Annotated in this window: 16 protein-coding genes; 2 read left to right on the top strand and 14 right to left on the bottom strand. The window is 73.7% G+C overall.

Features of this window, described 5'->3' with window-relative positions:
• Positions 1 to 11 precede the first annotated feature (11 nt).
• The 6 genes from J116_RS12070 to J116_RS12095 form a co-directional block, all read right to left on the bottom strand.
• Positions 12 to 209, bottom strand: a complete 198-nt coding sequence (locus J116_RS12070) for a hypothetical protein (RefSeq protein ID WP_023587331.1) — start codon at positions 207 to 209, stop codon at positions 12 to 14.
• Between the two features lie 1,044 nt (positions 210 to 1,253).
• Positions 1,254 to 2,777 carry a DUF7059 domain-containing protein gene (locus J116_RS12075; protein ID WP_023587332.1) on the bottom strand — a complete coding sequence of 508 codons (1,524 nt, stop codon included), beginning with the start codon at positions 2,775 to 2,777 and terminating at the stop codon, positions 1,254 to 1,256.
• Positions 2,778 to 2,864: 87 nt separating this feature from the next.
• On the bottom strand, positions 2,865 to 3,578 hold the full coding sequence (locus J116_RS12080; protein ID WP_023587333.1) for a hypothetical protein: 714 nt from the start codon (positions 3,576 to 3,578) through the stop codon (positions 2,865 to 2,867).
• Positions 3,579 to 3,798: 220 nt separating this feature from the next.
• A complete protein-coding gene (locus J116_RS12085) occupies positions 3,799 to 6,201 on the bottom strand; it encodes a sodium-translocating pyrophosphatase (RefSeq protein ID WP_023587334.1) in 2,403 nt (800 codons plus the stop codon).
• A 370-nt stretch (positions 6,202 to 6,571) separates the two neighbouring features.
• Positions 6,572 to 7,030, bottom strand: coding sequence for an ATP-binding protein (locus J116_RS12090; RefSeq protein WP_028963967.1), 459 nt, complete (start codon positions 7,028 to 7,030; stop codon positions 6,572 to 6,574).
• 659 nt (positions 7,031 to 7,689) lie between these two features.
• Positions 7,690 to 8,043 carry an STAS domain-containing protein gene (locus J116_RS12095; RefSeq protein WP_023587336.1) on the bottom strand — a complete coding sequence of 118 codons (354 nt, stop codon included), beginning with the start codon at positions 8,041 to 8,043 and terminating at the stop codon, positions 7,690 to 7,692.
• Positions 8,044 to 8,121: 78 nt separating this feature from the next.
• On the opposite strand from J116_RS12095, the gene J116_RS12100 reads away from it, so the two are divergent.
• Positions 8,122 to 10,623 carry a DEAD/DEAH box helicase gene (locus J116_RS12100; protein WP_079147709.1) on the top strand — a complete coding sequence of 834 codons (2,502 nt, stop codon included), beginning with the start codon at positions 8,122 to 8,124 and terminating at the stop codon, positions 10,621 to 10,623.
• Between the two features lie 368 nt (positions 10,624 to 10,991).
• Here J116_RS12100 and J116_RS12105 read toward each other — a convergent pair whose 3' ends face one another.
• The 7 genes from J116_RS12105 to ssd all read right to left on the bottom strand — a co-directional run bounded on the left by J116_RS12105 (position 10,992) and on the right by ssd (position 16,029).
• Complete coding sequence (locus J116_RS12105; RefSeq protein WP_051203481.1) at positions 10,992 to 11,324, bottom strand: Rv3654c family TadE-like protein; 333 nt, start codon at positions 11,322 to 11,324, stop codon at positions 10,992 to 10,994.
• A gap of 182 nt (positions 11,325 to 11,506) precedes the next feature.
• Positions 11,507 to 11,848 carry a TadE family type IV pilus minor pilin gene (locus J116_RS12110; protein WP_023587339.1) on the bottom strand — a complete coding sequence of 114 codons (342 nt, stop codon included), beginning with the start codon at positions 11,846 to 11,848 and terminating at the stop codon, positions 11,507 to 11,509.
• A gap of 35 nt (positions 11,849 to 11,883) precedes the next feature.
• On the bottom strand, positions 11,884 to 12,084 hold the full coding sequence (locus J116_RS12115; RefSeq protein ID WP_028963968.1) for a DUF4244 domain-containing protein: 201 nt from the start codon (positions 12,082 to 12,084) through the stop codon (positions 11,884 to 11,886).
• A 72-nt stretch (positions 12,085 to 12,156) separates the two neighbouring features.
• Positions 12,157 to 12,933, bottom strand: coding sequence for a type II secretion system F family protein (locus tag J116_RS12120; RefSeq protein ID WP_037946645.1), 777 nt, complete (start codon positions 12,931 to 12,933; stop codon positions 12,157 to 12,159).
• On the bottom strand, positions 12,930 to 13,784 hold the full coding sequence (locus J116_RS12125; RefSeq protein ID WP_394331482.1) for a type II secretion system F family protein: 855 nt from the start codon (positions 13,782 to 13,784) through the stop codon (positions 12,930 to 12,932). Before J116_RS12125 ends, J116_RS12120 begins: the two co-directional genes overlap by 4 nt.
• Positions 13,778 to 14,929, bottom strand: a complete 1,152-nt coding sequence (locus J116_RS12130; protein WP_023587340.1) for a TadA family conjugal transfer-associated ATPase — start codon at positions 14,927 to 14,929, stop codon at positions 13,778 to 13,780. Before J116_RS12130 ends, J116_RS12125 begins: the two co-directional genes overlap by 7 nt.
• The gene (gene ssd / locus J116_RS12135; RefSeq protein ID WP_023587341.1) at positions 14,926 to 16,029 is read right to left on the bottom strand and encodes a septum site-determining protein Ssd; all 1,104 of its coding nucleotides are present in this window, start codon (positions 16,027 to 16,029) and stop codon (positions 14,926 to 14,928) included. Before ssd ends, J116_RS12130 begins: the two co-directional genes overlap by 4 nt.
• Positions 16,030 to 16,613: 584 nt before the next feature.
• On the opposite strand from ssd, the gene J116_RS12140 reads away from it, so the two are divergent.
• Entirely contained in the window at positions 16,614 to 17,468 is an 855-nt protein-coding gene (locus J116_RS12140; protein ID WP_023587342.1) for an HAD family hydrolase, read from the top strand.
• Positions 17,469 to 17,894: 426 nt separating this feature from the next.
• On the opposite strand, the gene J116_RS12145 is transcribed toward J116_RS12140, so the two are convergent.
• Complete coding sequence (locus J116_RS12145) at positions 17,895 to 18,713, bottom strand: Fic family protein (RefSeq protein WP_023587343.1); 819 nt, start codon at positions 18,711 to 18,713, stop codon at positions 17,895 to 17,897.
• Positions 18,714 to 18,779: the final 66 nt, after the last annotated feature.

Below are 18,779 nucleotides of genomic sequence, written 5' to 3' on the forward strand. Positions count from 1 at the left end.
GGCGAAACCGGTCAGATCCGGCTGAAGCACCACACGCCGAGCGCCAGGAACGCCGCGCCGGAGCCGACCGCGAAGGCGAGCGCTGTGGCCGGGCTCACCCCGTGCGCCACCGGCGCGCGGTGCGTCACGCGAGCCGCCGTCCACACCAGCAGCCCCGCGCCGAAGATCGTGAACGCCGCGCCGGCGAAGATGGCCGGTCCGCTCTCCATGCCCGTACCCCGTTCCGTCGTACCAGTGCCGGGGACCCCGCTGGTCGCGCGTCTTGGGCGCACGGCTCGGTGACGTGCGGCCCAGTGAGGTGCGCGGCGCGTAGGGCCGGGGCCGGGTCTGTGTCAGGCCGGGGCCGGGGGCCGCGCTCGGGTGTCCCTTGGGGAGGCTGACACCTCCGGGCGTCGGGAGCGCGAATTACGGGTGAACGACGCGGGGGCCCGGCGGGGCCGTTCACCCACCCGGAGCCTGCCCCTCCCGTCCGCACGGCAGCCACCGCCAGGTCAGCCCCCACCGCGGTGGCCCTCCCGCAGCGCGGTCGCCGGCGCCCAGCGCGGTGGCCCTCCCGGTCAGCCGCCCCGGCGTGCTCGGCCTCGGCCTGGTGCGCCTCCCTGCTCAGCCTCGGCCTGCGGCTCCTCCCCGCTCGGCCCCTGCCTTGATGCACCTCCCCGGACCGCCGCCGCGTCCTGGCTGTCCGCCCCGCCGCCCCGGCGCCTCCGCGCCCGCCACCGCGACCGAGCCGTGGACCTCAGCCCGGGGCGCCTCCGGAGCCCGCCGTCGCACCCTGGCGCCAGGTCCGGCCCCGGCCCCCTGCCCGCCGCCCCGGCCGTCGGCGTCAGCCCGGGAGGGCCTGGACCGAACCCGCTGCCGCGCCTGGGCCTGGCGCCTCGGCCCGGCGCTTGGGCCACGGGCTCTGCCTGTGGCTCTTGGGCCCCGCCGCGACGGCAGCACCTCAAGCCCGGCGTCGTCCCGGCCCGCCTGCCTCGTCCGGGGTTCCCTCCTGCGCCACGGCCGCGTCCCGGCCCGTGCCTCTTGGGCACACCGCGACCGGGGAGCACGTACGCCCCGTCCCCGGGGCGCTTCCTCGGCTCGGGCAGCCTCCCGGGCCATCTGGGCCAACTCATCCCGAGGGCCATGCTCCTGAGGCCGCCGGACCGACCCGGCCCACGCCCCGGTCGCCGCAACCCTGCCGCCCGGACCGCCCCGCCCCGCTCGGCGCGGCCAGGGCGCCTACGAGCCCCGGACGATCACCCTCCCGCCGGGCGTCAGCGCGCCCCCTCATGCCGTACCGGCTCCAGGAAGCCCTCCTCCACGAGGAGGCGGATCGCCTGGGGCGTGCGGTCGCGCAGCACCACGGGGTCCTCCCCCATCAACTGGGCGATGGCGTCCAGGATGCGGCCCGCGCTGAGCGAGCCGTCGCAGACACCGGCGAACCCGGCGCCGACCGTGTCCACCTTGGTCGCCCGCCGCATCCCCCGGTTCTGCCGCAGGATGACGTGCTCGGGGTCCTCCGCGCCGGGCAGTCCGACCTGCTCCTGCACCACCTCGGACGCGAGCCGGAAGTGGTCGGTGAGCAGGGCCGCGTCGTCGCGCGACCGGAGGTAGTCCTGGCGGGCGAAGTGCGCCTGCACGGTCTCGCCCAGCGGCTGTTCGACCGGGTGCGGCCACTCCTCGACCACGATGGACGGCTCGTCCGTGCCGGACTTGCGCAGCGTGATCCAGCCGAAGCCGACCGTCTTGGTGCCGCGCGCCTCGAACTCGTCGAGCCACGCCTCGTACCGCGCCTGGTACTCCTCCGGTGCGGCCCGGTGGTCCCCTGCGTCCCGGAGCCACAACTCCGTGTACTGCGTGACGTCCTGGACCTCCCGCTGGATGATCCACGCGTCGCAGCCGCGCGGCACCCAGGAGCGGACGCGGTCCTTCCAGTCCTCGCCCTCGACGTGCTGCCAGTTGGCCAGGAGCTGCGCGAACCCCCCGTCGTTGAGCCGGTCCCCCGCCTGCTGGACCAGCGTGCGGCACAGGTCGTCGCCGCCCATCCCGCCGTCGCGGTACGTGAGCCGGGCGCCCGGGGAGATGACGAACGGCGGGTTCGACACGATCAGGTCGTACGTCTCCGACGCGACCGGCTCGAACAGCGAACCGGCCCGCAGGTCGGCCTCGGGGGCACCGGACAGCGCGAGCGTCAGCCGCGTGAACTCCAGCGCCCGCGGATTGAGGTCCGTCGCCGTCACCCGGGTCGCGTGCCGCGTGGCGTGCAGCGCCTGGATGCCGGAGCCGGTACCGACGTCCAGGGCGGAGGCGACCGGGGTCCGTACGGTGAGCCCGGCGAGCGTGGTGGACGCGCCGCCCACACCGAGGACGACGCCCTCGCCTCTGCCGCCCGCCCCGCCCGCGCCGCCCACGGCGCACCCGAGGTCGGACACGATGTACCAGTCCTCGCCGTCGGGGCCGCCGTACGGGCGTACATCGACCGTGGCCCGGATGCCGTCGCCGTCCCGTACGACCCAGCCGCCGGCGAGGGCCTCGTCCAGCGGGAGAGCCTGGCCGGCCCGCTCTGAGGGGACCGGCTGCTGGAGCAGGAACAGCCGGACGAGCATGTCCAGCACCCCGTACCCGCGGGTGGCGCGCAGGGCGGGCACCGTCTCGCTGCGGGCGAGCGCGGCGTAGGCCGTGGCGCCGAGCCGGTCGAGGAGCCCGTCGGCGGTGAAACCGGCGGCCAGGAGGGCGGAGCGCAGGCGGTCGGCGTGGTCGGGCACGGGAAGGCTGGTGGCCAGGCTGGTCGTACTCACCCACTCATTGTGACCGGCGCCACCGACAATGACGAACGGCCCGGCGTCCCTGTGGACAACCGGGCCGAACGGGTGTGACGCGTACCGCTACTCGGGCGCGCCGCTCGCCGAGGCGGACGGCTTCGCGGACTCATCGGCCTTCGCGGACTCCGCGGACTCCGCGGGCTTCGCCGACGCACCGGCGGACGGCGACGCCGAGCCACCGGGCTTGGCGGCGGGACCGCTGGTCGTCGTGGGCACGGCGGACGGCCTGACCTTCTGGCAGCCGGGCTGCTTGGCCATCGCCTGGCGCAGGTCGCCCGTCTGGAGCTTGGCCAGCGCGTCCTGGTCCATCTTCTCGATGCGCTTCAGGCTGTCCGCGACGCCCTTGAGGCCGTCGGCGAACTTCTGCTGGCTCTTGGTGTCGAGGGCGTCGACCTGCTTGCGGAGGCCCTCGTAGGCCGTGGCGCTGGAGTTGAGCTCCTTGACGGCGTCCTGCTGGAGCTTCTCGCCGTTCTCGACGGGCGGCACGCCGGCGTTCTGGACCGCCTTGGCGAGCGCCTTGTTCGAGTCGGCGATGTCCTGGAACGCCTTCGAGTCCGCCGCCTGGACATCGGCGGGCTTGCTGTCCGCCGCCGTCGAGATGATGGTCTGCTGGGCGCCGGCCCGCTTCTGGAACGAGGGCTTGGCCTGCTCGCAGAAGGTCTTCGCCCAGGCCTCCGTCTTCTTGCCCTCGTCTTCGACTTCGTCCCCGCTGCAGCCCGACAGCGCCAGTACGAGCACCGCACCGCCGGACAGCGCGGCTGCAAGCTTCTTGTTCACCGGTTTGGTCCCTTCCAAGGCTCTCGGCCCCGGAACATACACGCCAAGTGGGCGACATCCGCGTGTCGTGCAACCATTTCGTACTCTTTTGGACCGTTTGCACCAAGGGAGAGAAGGCTCACCGCAGAGACATGGCGTCGTCGGCCGCGCCGCCGCGGGCGCACGGGGCAGCGCGAACGGCCGTGCCTGACCAGCTGACACGTCGGGACGCGGGCGGCGGTCACTTGACGGGCGCCGCCTGGTCCGGCGAGCCTGTGAAACGCCCGGGCGTGTCCTCGTCGTCGCCGGCGACCGAGCGCCGCTTGGACACGTACACCGCCGCGACGATCACGACGATCGCGACGGCCGCCACCACGGCCCGTACGCCCACGCTGGCGTCGGCGCCGTGGCCGAACCGGACGACGGCGGGCGCGATCAGCAGCGCCACCAGGTTCATGACCTTGAGCAGCGGGTTGATCGCCGGGCCCGCCGTGTCCTTGAACGGGTCGCCGACCGTGTCGCCGATCACCGTCGCGGCGTGGGCCTCGCTGCCCTTGCCGCCGTAGTTGCCGTCCTCGACCAGCTTCTTGGCGTTGTCCCACGCCCCGCCCGAGTTGGCCAGGAAGACCGCCATCAGGATGCCGGTGCCGATCGCGCCCGCGAGGTAGGCGCCGAGCGCGCCCACGCCGAGGGTGAAGCCGACCGCGATGGGCGCCATGACGGCCAGCAGGCCGGGGGTGGCCAGTTCCCGCAGGGCGTCCTTGGTGCAGATGTCCACGACACGCCCGTACTCGGGCTTCTCCGTGTAGTCCATGATCCCGGGGTGGTCGCGGAACTGGCGGCGCACCTCGTACACGACCGAACCCGCCGACCGGGACACGGCGTTGATCGCCAGCCCGGAGAAGAGGAAGACGACGGCGGCGCCGACGATGAGGCCGACGAGGTTGTTGGGCTGCGAGATGTCCATGCTGAGCGTCGTCTCGCCGACCCGCGCTCCCACGTCGGCTACGGCGGTGGCGATGGCGTCCCGGTACGCGCCGAAGAGCGCCGACGCGGCGAGGACCGCCGTGGCGATGGCGATGCCCTTGGTGATCGCCTTGGTGGTGTTGCCCACCGCGTCGAGGTCGGTGAGGACCTGCGCCCCGGCGCCCCGCACGTCGCCGGACATCTCCGCGATGCCCTGCGCGTTGTCGGACACGGGCCCGAAGGTGTCCATCGCGACGATCACGCCCACCGTGGTGAGCAGCCCGGTGCCCGCGAGCGCGACGGCGAACAGCGCCACCATGATCGACGCGCCGCCGATTAGGAACGCCCCGTAGACGGCGAGTCCGATCAGCAGGGCCGTGTAGACGGCGGACTCCAGTCCCAGGGACACACCGGCGAGGATGACGGTCGCGGGGCCGGTCAGCGAGGACTTCCCGATGTCCCGCACGGGCCGTCGGCTCGGCTCGGTGAAGTACCCGGTGAGCTGCTGGATCAGCGCGGCGAGGACGATCCCGAGGGCGACGGCGACGAGCGCCAGGACGCGCGGGTCGCCGTCGTGCGCCCGTACGGCCGGGTCGGTGACGCCGTCCAGCTCCGCGAACGAGGACGGCAGGTACACGAACGCGGCGACCGCCACCAGGACGAGCGAGATCACCGCGGAGAGGAAGAAGCCCCGGTTGATCGCGGACATGCCACTTCGGTCGGCGCGCCGGGGCGCGACGGCGAAGATGCCGATCATCGCGGTGACGACGCCGATCGCCGGGACGATGAGGGGGAAGGCGAGGCCTAGGTCACCGAAGACGGCCCTGCCGAGGATCAGCGCGGCGACCAGCGTGACGGCGTACGACTCGAAGAGGTCGGCGGCCATGCCGGCGCAGTCGCCGACGTTGTCCCCGACGTTGTCGGCGATGGTGGCGGCGTTGCGCGGGTCGTCCTCGGGGATGCCCTGCTCGACCTTGCCGACCAGGTCGGCGCCGACGTCGGCGGCCTTGGTGAAGATGCCGCCGCCCACGCGCATGAACATCGCGATCAGCGCGGCGCCGAGGCCGAAGCCCTCCAGGACCTTGGGCGCGTCGGCCGCGTAGACGAGGACGACGCAGCAGACGCCGAGGAGTCCGAGGCCGACCGTGAACATGCCGACCACGCCACCCGTACGGAACGCGATCTTCATGGCCCGGTGCGAGACCGCCATCAGGTCCTTCTCCGGTTCGCCCGGCGCCGGTGTGGCCTCGCGCGCCGCCGCGGCGACCCGCACATTGCTGCGTACGGCGAGGCGCATGCCGATGTATCCCGTGGCGGCGGAGAACAGCGCGCCGACGAGAAAGAACAGCGAACGCCCGGCCCGCTGGGACCAGTTGTCGGCGGGGAGCAGCATGAGCAGGAAGAACACGACGACCGCGAACACGGCGACGGTTCTCAACTGCCGCGCCAGATAGGCGTTGGCGCCCTCCTGGATAGCGGCGGCGATCTTCTTCATGGACGTGGTGCCCTCACCGGCGGCCAGGACCTGCCGGACGAGCAACTGCGCGACGACCAGCGCCATCAGCGCCACGAGGGCGATGACGATCACGATGACCCGGTTCTGGTCGGTGAGGACCGCGGCGGCCAGCGGAACGGGGATCGGGTCGTGGGACCACGGTGGGTCGAGGAGCCCCGCCATTCGTCCTCCTTGACGTCAGAGCTCACGACAGGGACGGCTTGTAGAAGCGGAACCCGATCGAAACAGGGCGCCGAAAGACCAGAATCGACCGGCTCTCGCCGGTCGGCAAATGATCCGTTCTCGAAAAGGCACCCGGCCGGAGTAACGGGAAGGGGCCGAGCGCCTGGCGGGCGGCCCGGAAAGGGGAAGGCCCCGCTCGGCGGGGCCTTGACGAAGGATGACGGGGCCGGGGGTTCTTCTCAGGTCCGGCGACCTTCTGAGGTCTGAAGTCTTCGGAGGTCCGGGGTCTTCGGAGGTCCGGGGATGTTCTCGGGCCCAGGTCCCAGGGACCTTGTCAGGTCCGTGGAACTCCTGAGGTCCTGGGGTCCTCTCAGAGGACTTCCGCGAATCCCGACCTGGGCCAGCTCATCCGAATGAGTCCACCCCGCTCGCCCGCCGACACCTCGACGTCGTCCACGAGCCCGCTGATCACCGCGAGGCCCATCTGGTCCTCGCCTTCGGCGTCGTCGAAGTCCCGGGTCGGCGCGCCGCTGCGCGAGCCGGGTACACCTGCCGCGTCGGCCGCCGCGACACCCGCGCCGGGCACCTCGTCGCCCACCTCGATGGAGAACGCCTTCTCCTCCTCGGTCAGCATCACCCTGACGGGAGCGGTGACCCCGTTGCTGCGGTGCAGCCCCACGGCGCGGGAGCACGCCTCGCCGACGGCGAGCCTGACCTCGTCCAGCACAGCTTCGTCCACCCCTGCCCGGCGGGCGACGGCGGCCGCCACCAGGCGGGCGGTCCTGACGTGCTCGGGCTGGGCGCTGAAGCGGAGTTCAACGGTGGCCATGCGGTCCCCCTCGGGCGTACGAGCGTGCATCTCAGAGGGCCGGGCCGGCTGCCCGGCTCCTCTGCCGTTCCACCGGATGCCCCGGATTCCGTCCGGCGCATCCGCACCGCCGGGGCGTGGCGCCACCAGCGGCGGTACCGCCTCCAGCGCGTCGTGGAGCCGTACGAGCCGGGGGCCGCCCCAACGGGGCATATGCCCTGCGAGCGGGCCTTCACGCCCCGCCCAGGGGCTTGAGGGCCGCTTTCCGGCCGCTCCTGTGTCCCGCTGCGGCCCCGCGGGTGGGCGCGGGGCGTCACGGCACCGGCGCCGGGCCCTGGCGGGAGCCCGGCGCGGGCCTACGGCGCCCTCGGGACGCCGCGATTCGGTCCGCCACCACGCGGAACCCGGCCCGTGCCCCGGACCGGCCCATGCCCCGGACCGGCCCGTGCCGTGGCCCGGATGCCGTGGCTCGGGAGCCACTGGCGGGAGCCCCGATGGCCGAAGCCGACGGCCGGGTGCCTGATCGGCGGCGTACTGCACCCGGCACCGGCCACCACCGGCCCGGCCCGTCGCTCAGAGCGGGTGCTCCCACGACGCGCGCGGGAGCCTGGGCCGGGGACGCCCGGGCGCGGCGCGGCGACCGGCCCGCACGGGGTGGGGGCCGGGCGTCGTCGTCCGGGTCAGTCGGTGGCGGCGACGGCCTCGTCCACCGTGGTGTGAATCGGGAACACCTTGGTCAGGCCCGTGATCCGGAAGATCTTCAGGATGCGCTCCTGGTTGCAGACCAGACGCAGCGAGCCCTCGTGGGCGCGCACGCGCTTCAGCCCGCCGACCAGGACGCCGAGGCCGGTCGAGTCCAGGAAGTCCACGCCCTCCATGTCGACGACCAGGTGGTACATGCCGTCGTTCACCAACTCGACCAACTGCTCGCGCAGCTTGGGCGCGGTATACACATCAATCTCGCCACCGACCTCGACGACCGTACGGTCGCCACCAGGGCCGGACACATTGCGAGTCGACAGGGACAGGTCCACGGATCCTCCAGCACCTTGCTATCGAGCGGTCGCCCCCGGGTCTCCCCGACGGAGTCAGGGGACGGATCGCCAGCCGCGATGGCATTCAATCACTTACCAGCAGCCATGCACGACGCCTTGGGAGCATTGTCCGTCACGCCGGTGACACACTCGGTGTCGATGGCCAGGAATCACCGCCCCAGTCGTCCCCCCGAGAACGGGGACGCCCGCCCCTCCCCCGGTACGGTCCTCGACCGCCTCACCGCGCGGGCGAACCGGGCTGCGCGCATCACTCATACGGAGCACCTGCCCCCGAGAGAGGGTCGGCATGCCGTCTGGCCGGATCGCATCCGGCCGGAAGTGGTCCGTGCGATTCACCTGGCCGGTATCGACCATCCGTGGGCCCACCAGGCGGCCGCCGCCGAGCACGCTCTGGACGGCGAGTCGGTGGTGATCGCCACGGGCACGGCGTCCGGCAAGTCGCTCGCCTACCTCGCGCCCGTCCTCTCGACGCTCCTGGACGGCTCGGAGGCCCCGAACGGCCGCGGCACCACCGCGCTGTACCTGTCCCCCACCAAGGCGCTGGCGGCCGACCAGCGGCGCGCCGTACGGGCCCTGTCCGCCCCGCTGGGCAACAAGGTCCGCCCGGCCGTGTACGACGGCGACACGCCGTTCGAGGAGCGTGAGTGGGTCCGCCAGTACGCCAACTACGTGCTGACCAACCCGGACATGCTCCACCGCGGCATACTGCCGTCCCACCCGCGCTGGGCCTCCTTCCTGCGCGCGCTGCGCTATGTCGTGATCGACGAATGTCACACGTACCGGGGTGTGTTCGGCTCCCACGTGGCGCAGGTGCTGCGCCGCCTGCGGCGCCTGTGCGCCCGGTACGGCTCCGACCCCGTGTTCCTGCTCGCCTCGGCGACCGCCGCCGAACCGGCCGCCGCCGCGACCCGTCTCACGGGCCTGCCCGTCCACGAGGTGGCGGACGACGCGTCGCCGCGCGGCGAGCTCGTCTTCGCGCTGTGGGAGCCGCCGCTGACCGAACTGGAGGGCGAGAACGGCGCGCCCGTCCGCCGGACCGCGACGGCCGAGACCGCCGACCTGCTGACCGACCTGACCGTGCAGGGCGTCCGCTCGGTCGCCTTCGTGCGGTCCCGGCGGGGCGCCGAGCTGATCTCGGTCATCGCGCAGGAGCGGCTCGCCGAGGTGGACCGCTCCCTGGCCCGCCGCGTAGCCGCCTACCGGGGCGGCTACCTGCCGGAGGAGCGCCGGGCCCTGGAGCGGGCGCTGCACTCCGGTGAGCTGCTCGGCCTCGCCGCGACGACCGCCCTGGAGCTGGGCATCGACGTGTCGGGCCTCGACGCGGTACTGATCGCCGGGTACCCGGGCACCCGCGCCTCCCTGTGGCAGCAGGCGGGCCGCGCCGGGCGGTCCGGGGAGGGCGCGCTCGCGGTGCTGGTCGCCCGGGACGACCCGCTGGACACGTATCTCGTCCACCACCCGGAGGCCCTGTTCCGCCGCCCGGTGGAGTCCACCGTCCTGGACCCGGACAACCCGTACGTCCTGGCCCCGCACCTGTGCGCGGCGGCGGCCGAGTCGCCGCTCACCGACGGCGATCTGCCGCTGTTCGGGCCATCCGCTGCCGCGCTGCTGCCGCAGCTGGAGGCCGCGGGGCTGCTGCGGCGGCGGACGTCCGGCTGGTACTGGACACGCCGGGAGCGCGCCGCGGACCTCACCGACATCCGGGGCGAGGGCGGCAGCCCCGTCCAGGTCGTGGAGGAGGGCACCGGCAGGCTCCTCGGCACCGTGGACGCCTCGGCCGCCCACACCACCGTCCACGAGGGCGCCGTCCACCTCCACCAGGGCCGTACGTACCTCGTGCGGCACCTCGACCTGAAGGAGTCGGTCGCCCTCGTCGAGGAGGCGAACCCGCCGTACTCCACCACCGCCCGCGACACCACCTCCATCTCCGTCCTGGAGACCGACACCGAGGTCCCGTGGGGGGACGGCCGGCTCTGCTACGGCTCCGTCGAGGTCACCAACCAGGTCGTCTCCTTCCTCCGCCGCCGTCTGATCACCGGTGAGGTACTCGGCGAGACCAAGCTCGACCTGCCGCCGCGCACCCTGCGCACCCGGGCGGTGTGGTGGACGGTCACCGAGGACCAGCTGGACGCCGCCCGGGTGAACCCGGAGCAGCTGGGCGGCGCGTTGCACGCCGCCGAGCACGCCTCGATCGGCCTGCTGCCCCTCTTCGCCACCTGCGACCGCTGGGACATCGGCGGTGTGTCCGTCCCGCTCCACCCGGACACGCTGCTGCCGACGGTATTCGTCTACGACGGCCATCCGGGTGGCGCCGGGTTCGCCGAGCGGGCGTTCCACACGGCGCGCGCCTGGCTGAGCGCGACCCGCGAGGCGATCGCGTCGTGCGAGTGCGACGCGGGCTGCCCGTCCTGCATCCAGTCGCCCAAGTGCGGAAACGGCAACGACCCGCTGCACAAGCGCGCCGCCGTACGTCTCCTCACCGAACTGCTCCGGGGCGCGCCGACGGAGCCGACCGACCCGGCCGCGCCTACGGACGCCCCGCCACCTCAGGACCCGTAGGCGGCTCCCGCACCAACGCCGGCCCCGGCCAGGGGCCGGCCACGCCCAAGGCCGAACGAGGCACCTCAGGCTTCGGCGGAGCCTGCCCCCGCGCGGCCTTTAGAGGGCCGTCAGATCCCTGCCGCGCCCAGCCGGACGCGCCAGGGGCCGTGCAGCGCCCCGAACGTCTGCCGGGGGCCTTGCCGCGCCTTGCCGCGCCCTGCGACGGCCCCCGGACCGTGCCACGCCCCCGGACGCCTGCCGCACCCGTGCGCGCCCCTGGACGCCCGCCGGCACCGTGCGGCACCCACCCGACACCCGCCGGGTCCCTGCTGGGCGTCCTGACACCGACCGTCAGGACGACTTGGTCCACGCCGCAGGGACGGCCGTCAGGGTCCTGCCCCCGCCTCACGAGGGCTAGGCTCCGGCCACGCCTCCGGAGGGCCCGCCCGGGACCTGACCGTCGGGGCGTACGGCCCGAACCGCGCCCGCGCCGTCACCTCCGCGACCTCCCCCCGCAGGCTGCATCCGACCACCTCCGCGTGCTGCGCCCGCGCGACCCGGGCGGCCGCGTCGCAGGCGTTCTCGGCACCGCGCAGGGCCCGGTCGGCCGCCGCGAGAGCCGCCAGGTCGGCGGCCCCTCCGGCCCGGTGCCGCGCTGCCACGGCTTGGCCGAGGGCGAGTACGGCGGCGAAGACGACGCACAGCGCGCCCACCGCCATGGCCGACCAGACGGTCGCCGAGCCCCGGTCCGCACCACGCCCCAGGGCCCGACGTCCGCCCCCGTCCCCGGCGCTCGCCGCAGCCCGACGTCCGCGTTCGTCCCGGCCTACGGGCCTGGGAGCGCCTTCCTCAGCAGCAGCCTGGAAGTCGCTCCCCGCACCGCCGCGTCGCCCTGCCTGCCTCAGGAGCCCTCCCGCACCATGTCGCCCACCGTGTCCTCGGCGAGGGCGGCCGCCTCGGCGTGGAGGGTCAGCCCCCAGGAGGCGGGCCCAGGGGCGGGCGCTTCGACCCGTACCCGCCAAAGGTCGCCCGCCCGCTCCACCACCACCCGCGCCCCGTCCGGTGCGGCCGCCCGGGCCGCCGCCACCGCTGCCGCCTCCGGCTCCGACCGGGCGACCGCCCGTGCTCCCGCGCGGGCCGCGTCCACGCACTGGATCTGCGCGGCCGCAGCGACCAGGCCCCACAGCAGCGTCATCGTGAACACCACCAGCGCGGGCATGGCCAGGGCAGCCTCCGCCGTCACCGAACCCCGCTCCCGGCGGCTCCCGCAAAGGGCTCTCAGAACGGCGCATCGAGCGCCTTCTCGATCGTCGACCGCAGTCCCGACGACACGGCGTCGCTTGTCACGACCTTGTACAGCACGGCCGCGAAGGCGCACGCGGCGATCGTGCCCATCGCGTACTCCGCCGTGTTCATGCCCGCGTCCCGGCGCATGCCCGTCCAGGCCTTCGCCCACCGCTGCTTCGTCCACTTCGCCATCCGGTGCCACACAACAACCCCCTTGTCTCGTACGTGCGCTCGGAACGCCCCTGGTTTCCGGGGCGGTGTCTCTCACAGCAACTGGCCCGCAAGGCCGATCACGACGGGCGCCACCCCGACCGCGAGGAAGGCGGGCAGGAAGCACAGCCCGACCGGCGCGGTGATCATCACGTGCGCCCGCTGGGCCCGCGCGGTGGCCGCTCTCGCCCGGTCGGCACGCAGTCCCGCAGCCAGCCGGGACACCGGGCCCGCCGCCGGGGCGCCCGAGGCCGCCGCCCGCTCCAGACAGCGGGCCAGCTGCCGGGCGCCCGGGATGTCCCCCAACCGGCCCCAGGCCTCGCCGGGGTCGCCACCCAGCGCCAGTTCTGCCGCGGTCCGGTGAAGCCGCTCGCCCAGCGGGCCACCGATCGACCGGCCGACGGCCTCCGCCGCCTCGCGCGGCCCGGCCCCTGCGGCCAGACAGGCGGCGAGCAGGTCCGCGGCGAGCGGCAGCCGGGCGGCCGCCTCGGCGTCGGCCACCGCGGGACGGGGTCGGCGCTGCCATTTCCGCAGGGCGTACGCGCCGACGGCACCAGCCGCGCAGCCGACCACGCCGCCGAACAGCACCCACCCGGTGATCGTCGCGGCGGCCGGACCGCCCCACCGACGAGCCAGGGCCACGGTCGCGGGCCTCAACCGGCACGTCCGGGACCGGCGCGGGCGCTCGGCCGGGATCAGCACCACGAGCCGTCCGCGTGTCCTCCTGGCCTGCCGCGCGCGAGCCGCCGCACGGACGGTCCACAAGGCGGCCGCCAGTACCGCCACCACTGTCCACAGGCGGTGGACAACCTCATCGGCTTCCCAGGTCACGGTTCCTCCCCCGCCCTGACGATCCGCCCGGCCCACCACAGCCCCGCCGCCTCCAGAGCACCACCGACCACGAGGCAGGCGACACCGGCCGGAGTGTGGAAGAGGACCCGCAGCGGGTCGGCGCCCAGCGCGGCCCCCAGGGCGAGGCCCGCGATGGGCAGCAGGGCGAGAAGGACGACGGTGGCCCACGCGCCGGACAGCTGGGCCCGCAGCCGTTCCCGTTGCTCCCGCTGCTCGCGGAGCGCCGCCTCCAGCCGCTCCAGCCCGTCGGCCAGTCCCGCCCCGCCGTCCACGGCGGCCTGCCAGCACGCCCCGAGGCCCGCCAGCCCGTCGGCGCCGTCGGCCCGCGCCGCGTCGCGCAGCGCCTCGGGCACATCGCCGCCGAACCGCGCGGCGGCCACTACGGCAGGCTCCTCACCGCCCAGCGCCCCGGTGCTGCGGGCGGCGAAGCGCAACGCCTGGACGGGCTGGCTCCCCGCGCGCAACTCCGCGACGACCGCGGCGCACAGGTCGATCACGGCGTCCGCACGCCGGTCGCTTTCCCTGACGCGGGCCCGCGCCCTCAACCGCCTGCCGGCAAGAGGCACGGCGGCCGCCCCGGCCAGAAGCGGCAGCAGGGACTCGCCGAGCATGGCCGGTACGAGCGCGGCCGCGAGGCACAGCCACTCCGGCCGGAGCCGTACTGTCGGCCGTCCGGGCCGCCAGCCGATCATCGCCGGGTCGAGGTGGACGGTGGCCCCGCTCGCGAACAGCAGCCGTCCGCGGCGCGCACCCCGGCCCCGGCCCCCGTAGAGCCAGGCCGCCGCGCCCAGGCACAGGGCCGCCGCGTACGCCGACTGGTCCGTCACCACGTCACACCCCCGATCAGGGCGCTCAGCCTCTGCCAGCCCCGCTCCTCGACGAAGCCGGTCGCCGCCCACCGCAGCGCGGGCACGGTGACCACCAGCCCGTCGGGGCCGCGCTCCAGCACATGCACCTGGGCGACCCGTCGTACGCCTTCCGGCGTCCGTACGAGGTGGACCACGGTGGACAGGCCGGCGGCCAACTGGCTGTGCAGGGCCGCCCGGTCGAGACCCGCGGCCGTCCCGAGCGCTTCGAGGCGCGCGGGCACGTCCGCGGCGGTGTTGGCGTGGACCGTCCCGCAGCCGCCTTCGTGGCCCGTGTTCAGGGCGGCGAGCAGGTCGGCGACCTCCGCGCCCCGTACTTCGCCGACGACGAGGCGGTCGGGCCGCATCCGCAGGGCCTGACGGACCAGGTCGCGAAGGGTCACCCGGCCGGCTCCCTCCTGGTTCGGCGGGCGGGCCTCCAGCCGCACCACATGCGGATGGTCGGGCCGCAACTCGGCGGAGTCCTCCGCCAGGACGATCCGCTCCCGCCCTCCGACCAGCCCGAGGAGGGTGGAGAGCAGGGTCGTCTTCCCGGTGCCCGTACCGCCGCTGACCAGGTACGACACGCGCTTCTCCACCAGCGCCCGCAGGACGCGTTCGCCGCCCGGCGGGACCGTCCCGGCGTGGACCAGCTCGGTGAGGTCGAAAGCACGGGGCCGCACCACGCGCAGCGACAGGCACGTCGAGCCGACAGCGATGGGAGGCAGCACCGCGTGCATCCGTGTGCCGTCCGGCAGTCTGGCGTCAACCCAGGGGCGGGCGTCGTCAAGGCGCCGCCCGGCCACGGCGGCGAGGCGCTGCGCGAGTCGGCGTACGGCCTCGGCGTCGGGAAAGGAGACGTCGGACCGTTCGAGGCCGTGGCCTCGGTCCACCCACACCCGGTCCGGCGCGGACACCAGCACGTCGGTGACCGCCTCATCGGCGAGCAGCGGCTCCAGCGGCCCCGTGCCCACCAGTTCGCAGCGCAGTTCCTCCGTCGCCCCGAGCACCTGCGTGTCGCCCATCAGTCTGCCCTGGGCTCGCAGGGCCGCCGCCACACCGGCAGGTGTCGGTTCCGTGCCGCTCCTGGCGAGGCTCTGCCGTACGGATTCCAGGTAGGGGGTGCTCATGACACGGCCTCCGGGGCGAGCACCCGCTCCCAGAAAGCCGAGCAGAACCGCCCCAGAGGACCGGAGCCGTTGCCGCCGGGAGGGGCCCCGTCGTCCAGCGATGCCAAGAGCCCGGGCTCCTCGGGGAGTTCCCCGGCGAGCGGCAGTCCCAGCGCCCGCGCGGTCCACGTCGCATCCATCCCGGAGGCGCACGGGCCGCGCACGACCACGCGCAGGTCTTCCAGGACCATGCCCGCCAGGGACGCCACCCGTTTCGCCGCGGCGACCGCCCTCAGCTCACCCGGCACGACGAGCAGGCCCATGTCGACCTGGGCGAGTGCCTCCACCGTGGCGTCGTCGATGCGGCGCGGCAGATCCACCACGACGACACCGCCCCGGCGCCGCGCCGCCGCGAGCACGGACCTCATGGCCTCGGGAGGCACCACCGCCATGTCTCCGCGGTCCCAGCTCAGCACCCGCAGACCGCGCAACTCCGGCAGTGACTCCTCCAGCGCCGCACCGGCGACCCTTCCCTTCGAAGCGGCGAGATCCGGCCACCGGAGCCCGCTTTCCCGCTCGGCGCCGAGGAGTACGTCCAGCCCGCCGCCGAGCGGGTCGCCGTCCACGAGCATCGTGCGGTGTCCGCCTCTGGCGGCGCTGACGGCCAGGGCGCACGCGAGGGTCGAGGCTCCCGCGCCGCCTCTGCCGCCCAGCACCCCGACGGTCAGGGCCGGTCGTCCGACGCCCTCGACGATGTCGGCGATCCGGTCGATGAGCCAGCTCTCGGCGTCCGGCAGCCGCAGGACGCAGTCCGCTCCGATCTCCACGGCCCGTCGCCACACGTCGGCGTCGTCCTGGTCACGCCCGACGAGCAGTACGCCGGGTCTGCGGGACACCCCTCGGCAGCGTGCGGCCGCGTCGTCCCCGACGATGACGAGCGGCGCCGCGTCCCACTCGGCCTTGCGGTCCGGTGGCGCGTGACGCACCACGGGCCGGCAGCCCACGGCGGCGCACAGCCTGAGCAGGTCGTCCAGCAGCTCGGCGTCCTCCGTCACGATCAGCGGTGTGACCCGTACGCCCTCGGCGGTCGGCGCCCTGTCGGACGCTCCGGATTCCGGCATGGTCTTCGCCCCCTTCTCCGTCCCCGCGTCGCCTGTCCGGCGGCGGGTCCCCGAACTTCTCGTCGTGTCGCGCCACGGATGTCTTCACGTGGCGCACACATGCGGCTTGCGGCCCTCAGGCACCGAGCCGCGCCGCGTCGGCGTGACGGGAGATCTGTGATTCCGCGTCACGGCTTCGCGGTGGAATCACAGTGGCGGCGTTCCGGAAATAAAGTGGATCTTGCTCAAAAACTGTGGACAACCCACCGCTTGTGAATAACTCGATCACCCATACCAGCGACTTCCAGAGCGCATCACTTCGGCTACTGTGAGTGACGGTGAGCGGCGCGCATCAGTCGGCGCCATGGAAACGCGAAGGAGACGAGATGGAGAGACCGGAGCGGGATCGGCGAGCGAAAACCCGTCCGGACATGCGACGACCCCCGCCGGGGGGGAGAGCGGGGGTCGTCTCTCCGGCCGACTCGGGGGGGGAGGAGCCGGTCCGGGTTAGCACGGTCGCGAACGATCCGTGACTTCCATGGTGTACCCGAGAGCCCTCTCAGGCAAACCCACACGCCCGAGCGTACGCCGAATGGCGGGCACCTATGCTCTGGCTTGTGGAAAACCACTCCTCGCCTCGGACAGCAGCGTTCTTTGACCTGGACAAGACGGTCATTGCGAAGTCATCGACGCTGACCTTCAGCAAGTCCTTCTACCAAGGTGGCCTGATCAACCGCCGTGACGCGCTGCGCACCGCGTACACGCAGTTCGTCTTCCTCGTGGGCGGCGCCGACCACGACCAGATGGAGCGGATGCGCGCGTACCTCTCCAGGCTCTGCAAGGGCTGGAACGTCCAGCAAGTCAAGGAGCTGGTCGCGGAGACGCTGCACGAGCTGATCGACCCGATCATCTACGACGAGGCCGCCTCCCTCATCGAGGAGCACCACGCCGCGGGCCGCGACGTGGTGATCGTCTCCACGTCCGGGGCCGAGGTCGTGGAGCCCATCGGCGAGATGCTGGGAGCGGACCGCGTGGTGGCGACGCGGATGGTCGTCGGCGACGACGGCTGCTTCACCGGGGAGGTGGAGTACTACGCGTACGGCCCCACCAAGGCGGAGGCGGTCCGGGAGCTCGCCGCGTCGGAGGGGTACGACCTGTCGCGGTGCTACGCGTACAGCGACTCGGCGACGGACCTGCCGATGCTGGAGGCGGTCGGACACCCGTACGCGGTGAACCCGGACCGGGCGCTGCGCCGGGAGGCGGTCGCGCGGGAGTGGCCGATTCTCGTCTTCAACCGGCCGGTCCGGCTGAAGCAGCGGGTGCCCTCGTTCCGGATGCCGCCCCGCCCGGCGCTTGTCGCCGCCGCGGCGATCGGGGCGGCGGCCGCGACAGCGGGGCTCGTCTGGTACGCGAGCCGCCGTCGGCAGTCGACGTTGGCCAAGCCCGCGCCAGCAGCCTGACTTGTCCGTATTTGAAGGTACAAGTAAAGATCTACCGGCAGGACTTTCGCATCACGGGTCTCGGTAGTACAAAGGAGTTACGGCCCGCGAGACCGAGGACATCCGAGAGGATCACCTGTTGAGCAAGAAGGCCCCACGGACCGAACAGCACGGAAGCTGAGCACCCACGCGACGTCGACCCGTCGATTACGGGCCAGCCGCACCAGGCGTAGGGCGAAGTTCCCCGCCTGATGGGCACATATCGAGGACGCATGGTAACTCGGCGGAAGTGCCAGCGGCGGTACCGAATTCGGTACCGCCGCAACCCTGTTGGGGGCGTTTCTCCACCCGGCGGCTCGCCGTACGAACCCCGCACGCCCGGACTCCGACTGCCTGGACTCAGCAGCTGCGCGGACTCGGGCTCCGCGAGGCCACACCCTGACCGGCTCAGGCGGCGCCGCGCTGGAGCGCCTCGCACACGGCTGTCGTCTCACGGACGCCGAGCTCCACGGCCCGGCCGCAGTGGGCGATCCACCGGGCCATGCCCTCCGGGGTTCCGGACAGGTAGCCGTCCAGAGCGGCGACGTACGCGGCGCGGCCCAGTTCGGCGTGACCGACCTCGGCCGGGCAGATGGCCTTGGGGTCGAGTCCGCTGCCGACCAGCACCAGTCGCTCGGCCGCCCGCGCCACCAGGCCGCTGTACGAGGTGAAGGGCCGCAGCGCGAGCAGTTCGCCGTGCACCACGGAGGCCGTGACGAGCGCCGGGGCGGACGTGCCCGCCACGATCAGTTCGGCCAGGCCGTCCAGGCGGGCGGCGACCTCGGCGGCGTCCGGCAGGGGCGCCTCGATCAGCGGCTCGTCCACGGTCTCGCCCCCCTGCCGGGGCCGCCCCACGGAGTCCGCGGCATCGCCGGCCGCGACGAGGTGCAGCCTCGCCAGGACCCGGAGGGGTGACTGCCGCCAGATGGAGAGCAGCTGGCCGACCTCGACGCCGAGCCGCAGGGCCGCGCCGACCGTCCGCGCCTCCGCGTCCGCACTGAAGTCGGTGCGCCTGCGCACCTCCTCCAGAGCCCAGTCGGCGCCGGACAGCGCCGCCGAGCCGCGGGCGCCGCGCAGGGCGGCCTCCGAGGAGATCTCGTTGCTCCGGCGCCGCATCACGCGGTGCCCGTAGACCCGGTCGACGGCCTTGCGCACGGAGTCCACGGCGTCGGGGACACCCGGCAGAGCGGCGAGGGCGGCCAGTGGGTCGGCGGCATGCGTACTCATAAGTAGCGAGGCTACGCGGCCCAGCGACACCGACCCACCCAGAGTGGCGTTCCTCATAAGGGCCGG

Source organism: Streptomyces thermolilacinus SPC6, assembly GCF_000478605.2.
Taxonomy (GTDB): Bacteria; Actinomycetota; Actinomycetes; order Streptomycetales; family Streptomycetaceae; genus Streptomyces; species Streptomyces thermolilacinus.

Coding starts and splice junctions, on each gene's coding strand:
- J116_RS12070 (WP_023587331.1), bottom strand. CDS start 209: ATGGAGAGCGGACCGGCCATCTTCGCCGGCGCGGCGTTCACGATCTTC.
- J116_RS12085 (WP_023587334.1), bottom strand. CDS start 6,201: ATGGCGGGGCTCCTCGACCCACCGTGGTCCCACGACCCGATCCCCGTT.
- J116_RS12090 (WP_028963967.1), bottom strand. CDS start 7,030: ATGGCCACCGTTGAACTCCGCTTCAGCGCCCAGCCCGAGCACGTCAGG.
- J116_RS12100 (WP_079147709.1), top strand. CDS start 8,122: ATGGCATTCAATCACTTACCAGCAGCCATGCACGACGCCTTGGGAGCA.
- J116_RS12105 (WP_051203481.1), bottom strand. CDS start 11,324: ATGGCGGTGGGCGCGCTGTGCGTCGTCTTCGCCGCCGTACTCGCCCTC.
- J116_RS12115 (WP_028963968.1), bottom strand. CDS start 12,084: ATGGCGAAGTGGACGAAGCAGCGGTGGGCGAAGGCCTGGACGGGCATG.
- J116_RS12130 (WP_023587340.1), bottom strand. CDS start 14,929: ATGAGCACCCCCTACCTGGAATCCGTACGGCAGAGCCTCGCCAGGAGC.
- ssd (WP_023587341.1), bottom strand. CDS start 16,029: ATGCCGGAATCCGGAGCGTCCGACAGGGCGCCGACCGCCGAGGGCGTA.
- J116_RS12140 (WP_023587342.1), top strand. CDS start 16,614: ATGCTCTGGCTTGTGGAAAACCACTCCTCGCCTCGGACAGCAGCGTTC.
- J116_RS12145 (WP_023587343.1), bottom strand. CDS start 18,713: ATGAGTACGCATGCCGCCGACCCACTGGCCGCCCTCGCCGCTCTGCCG.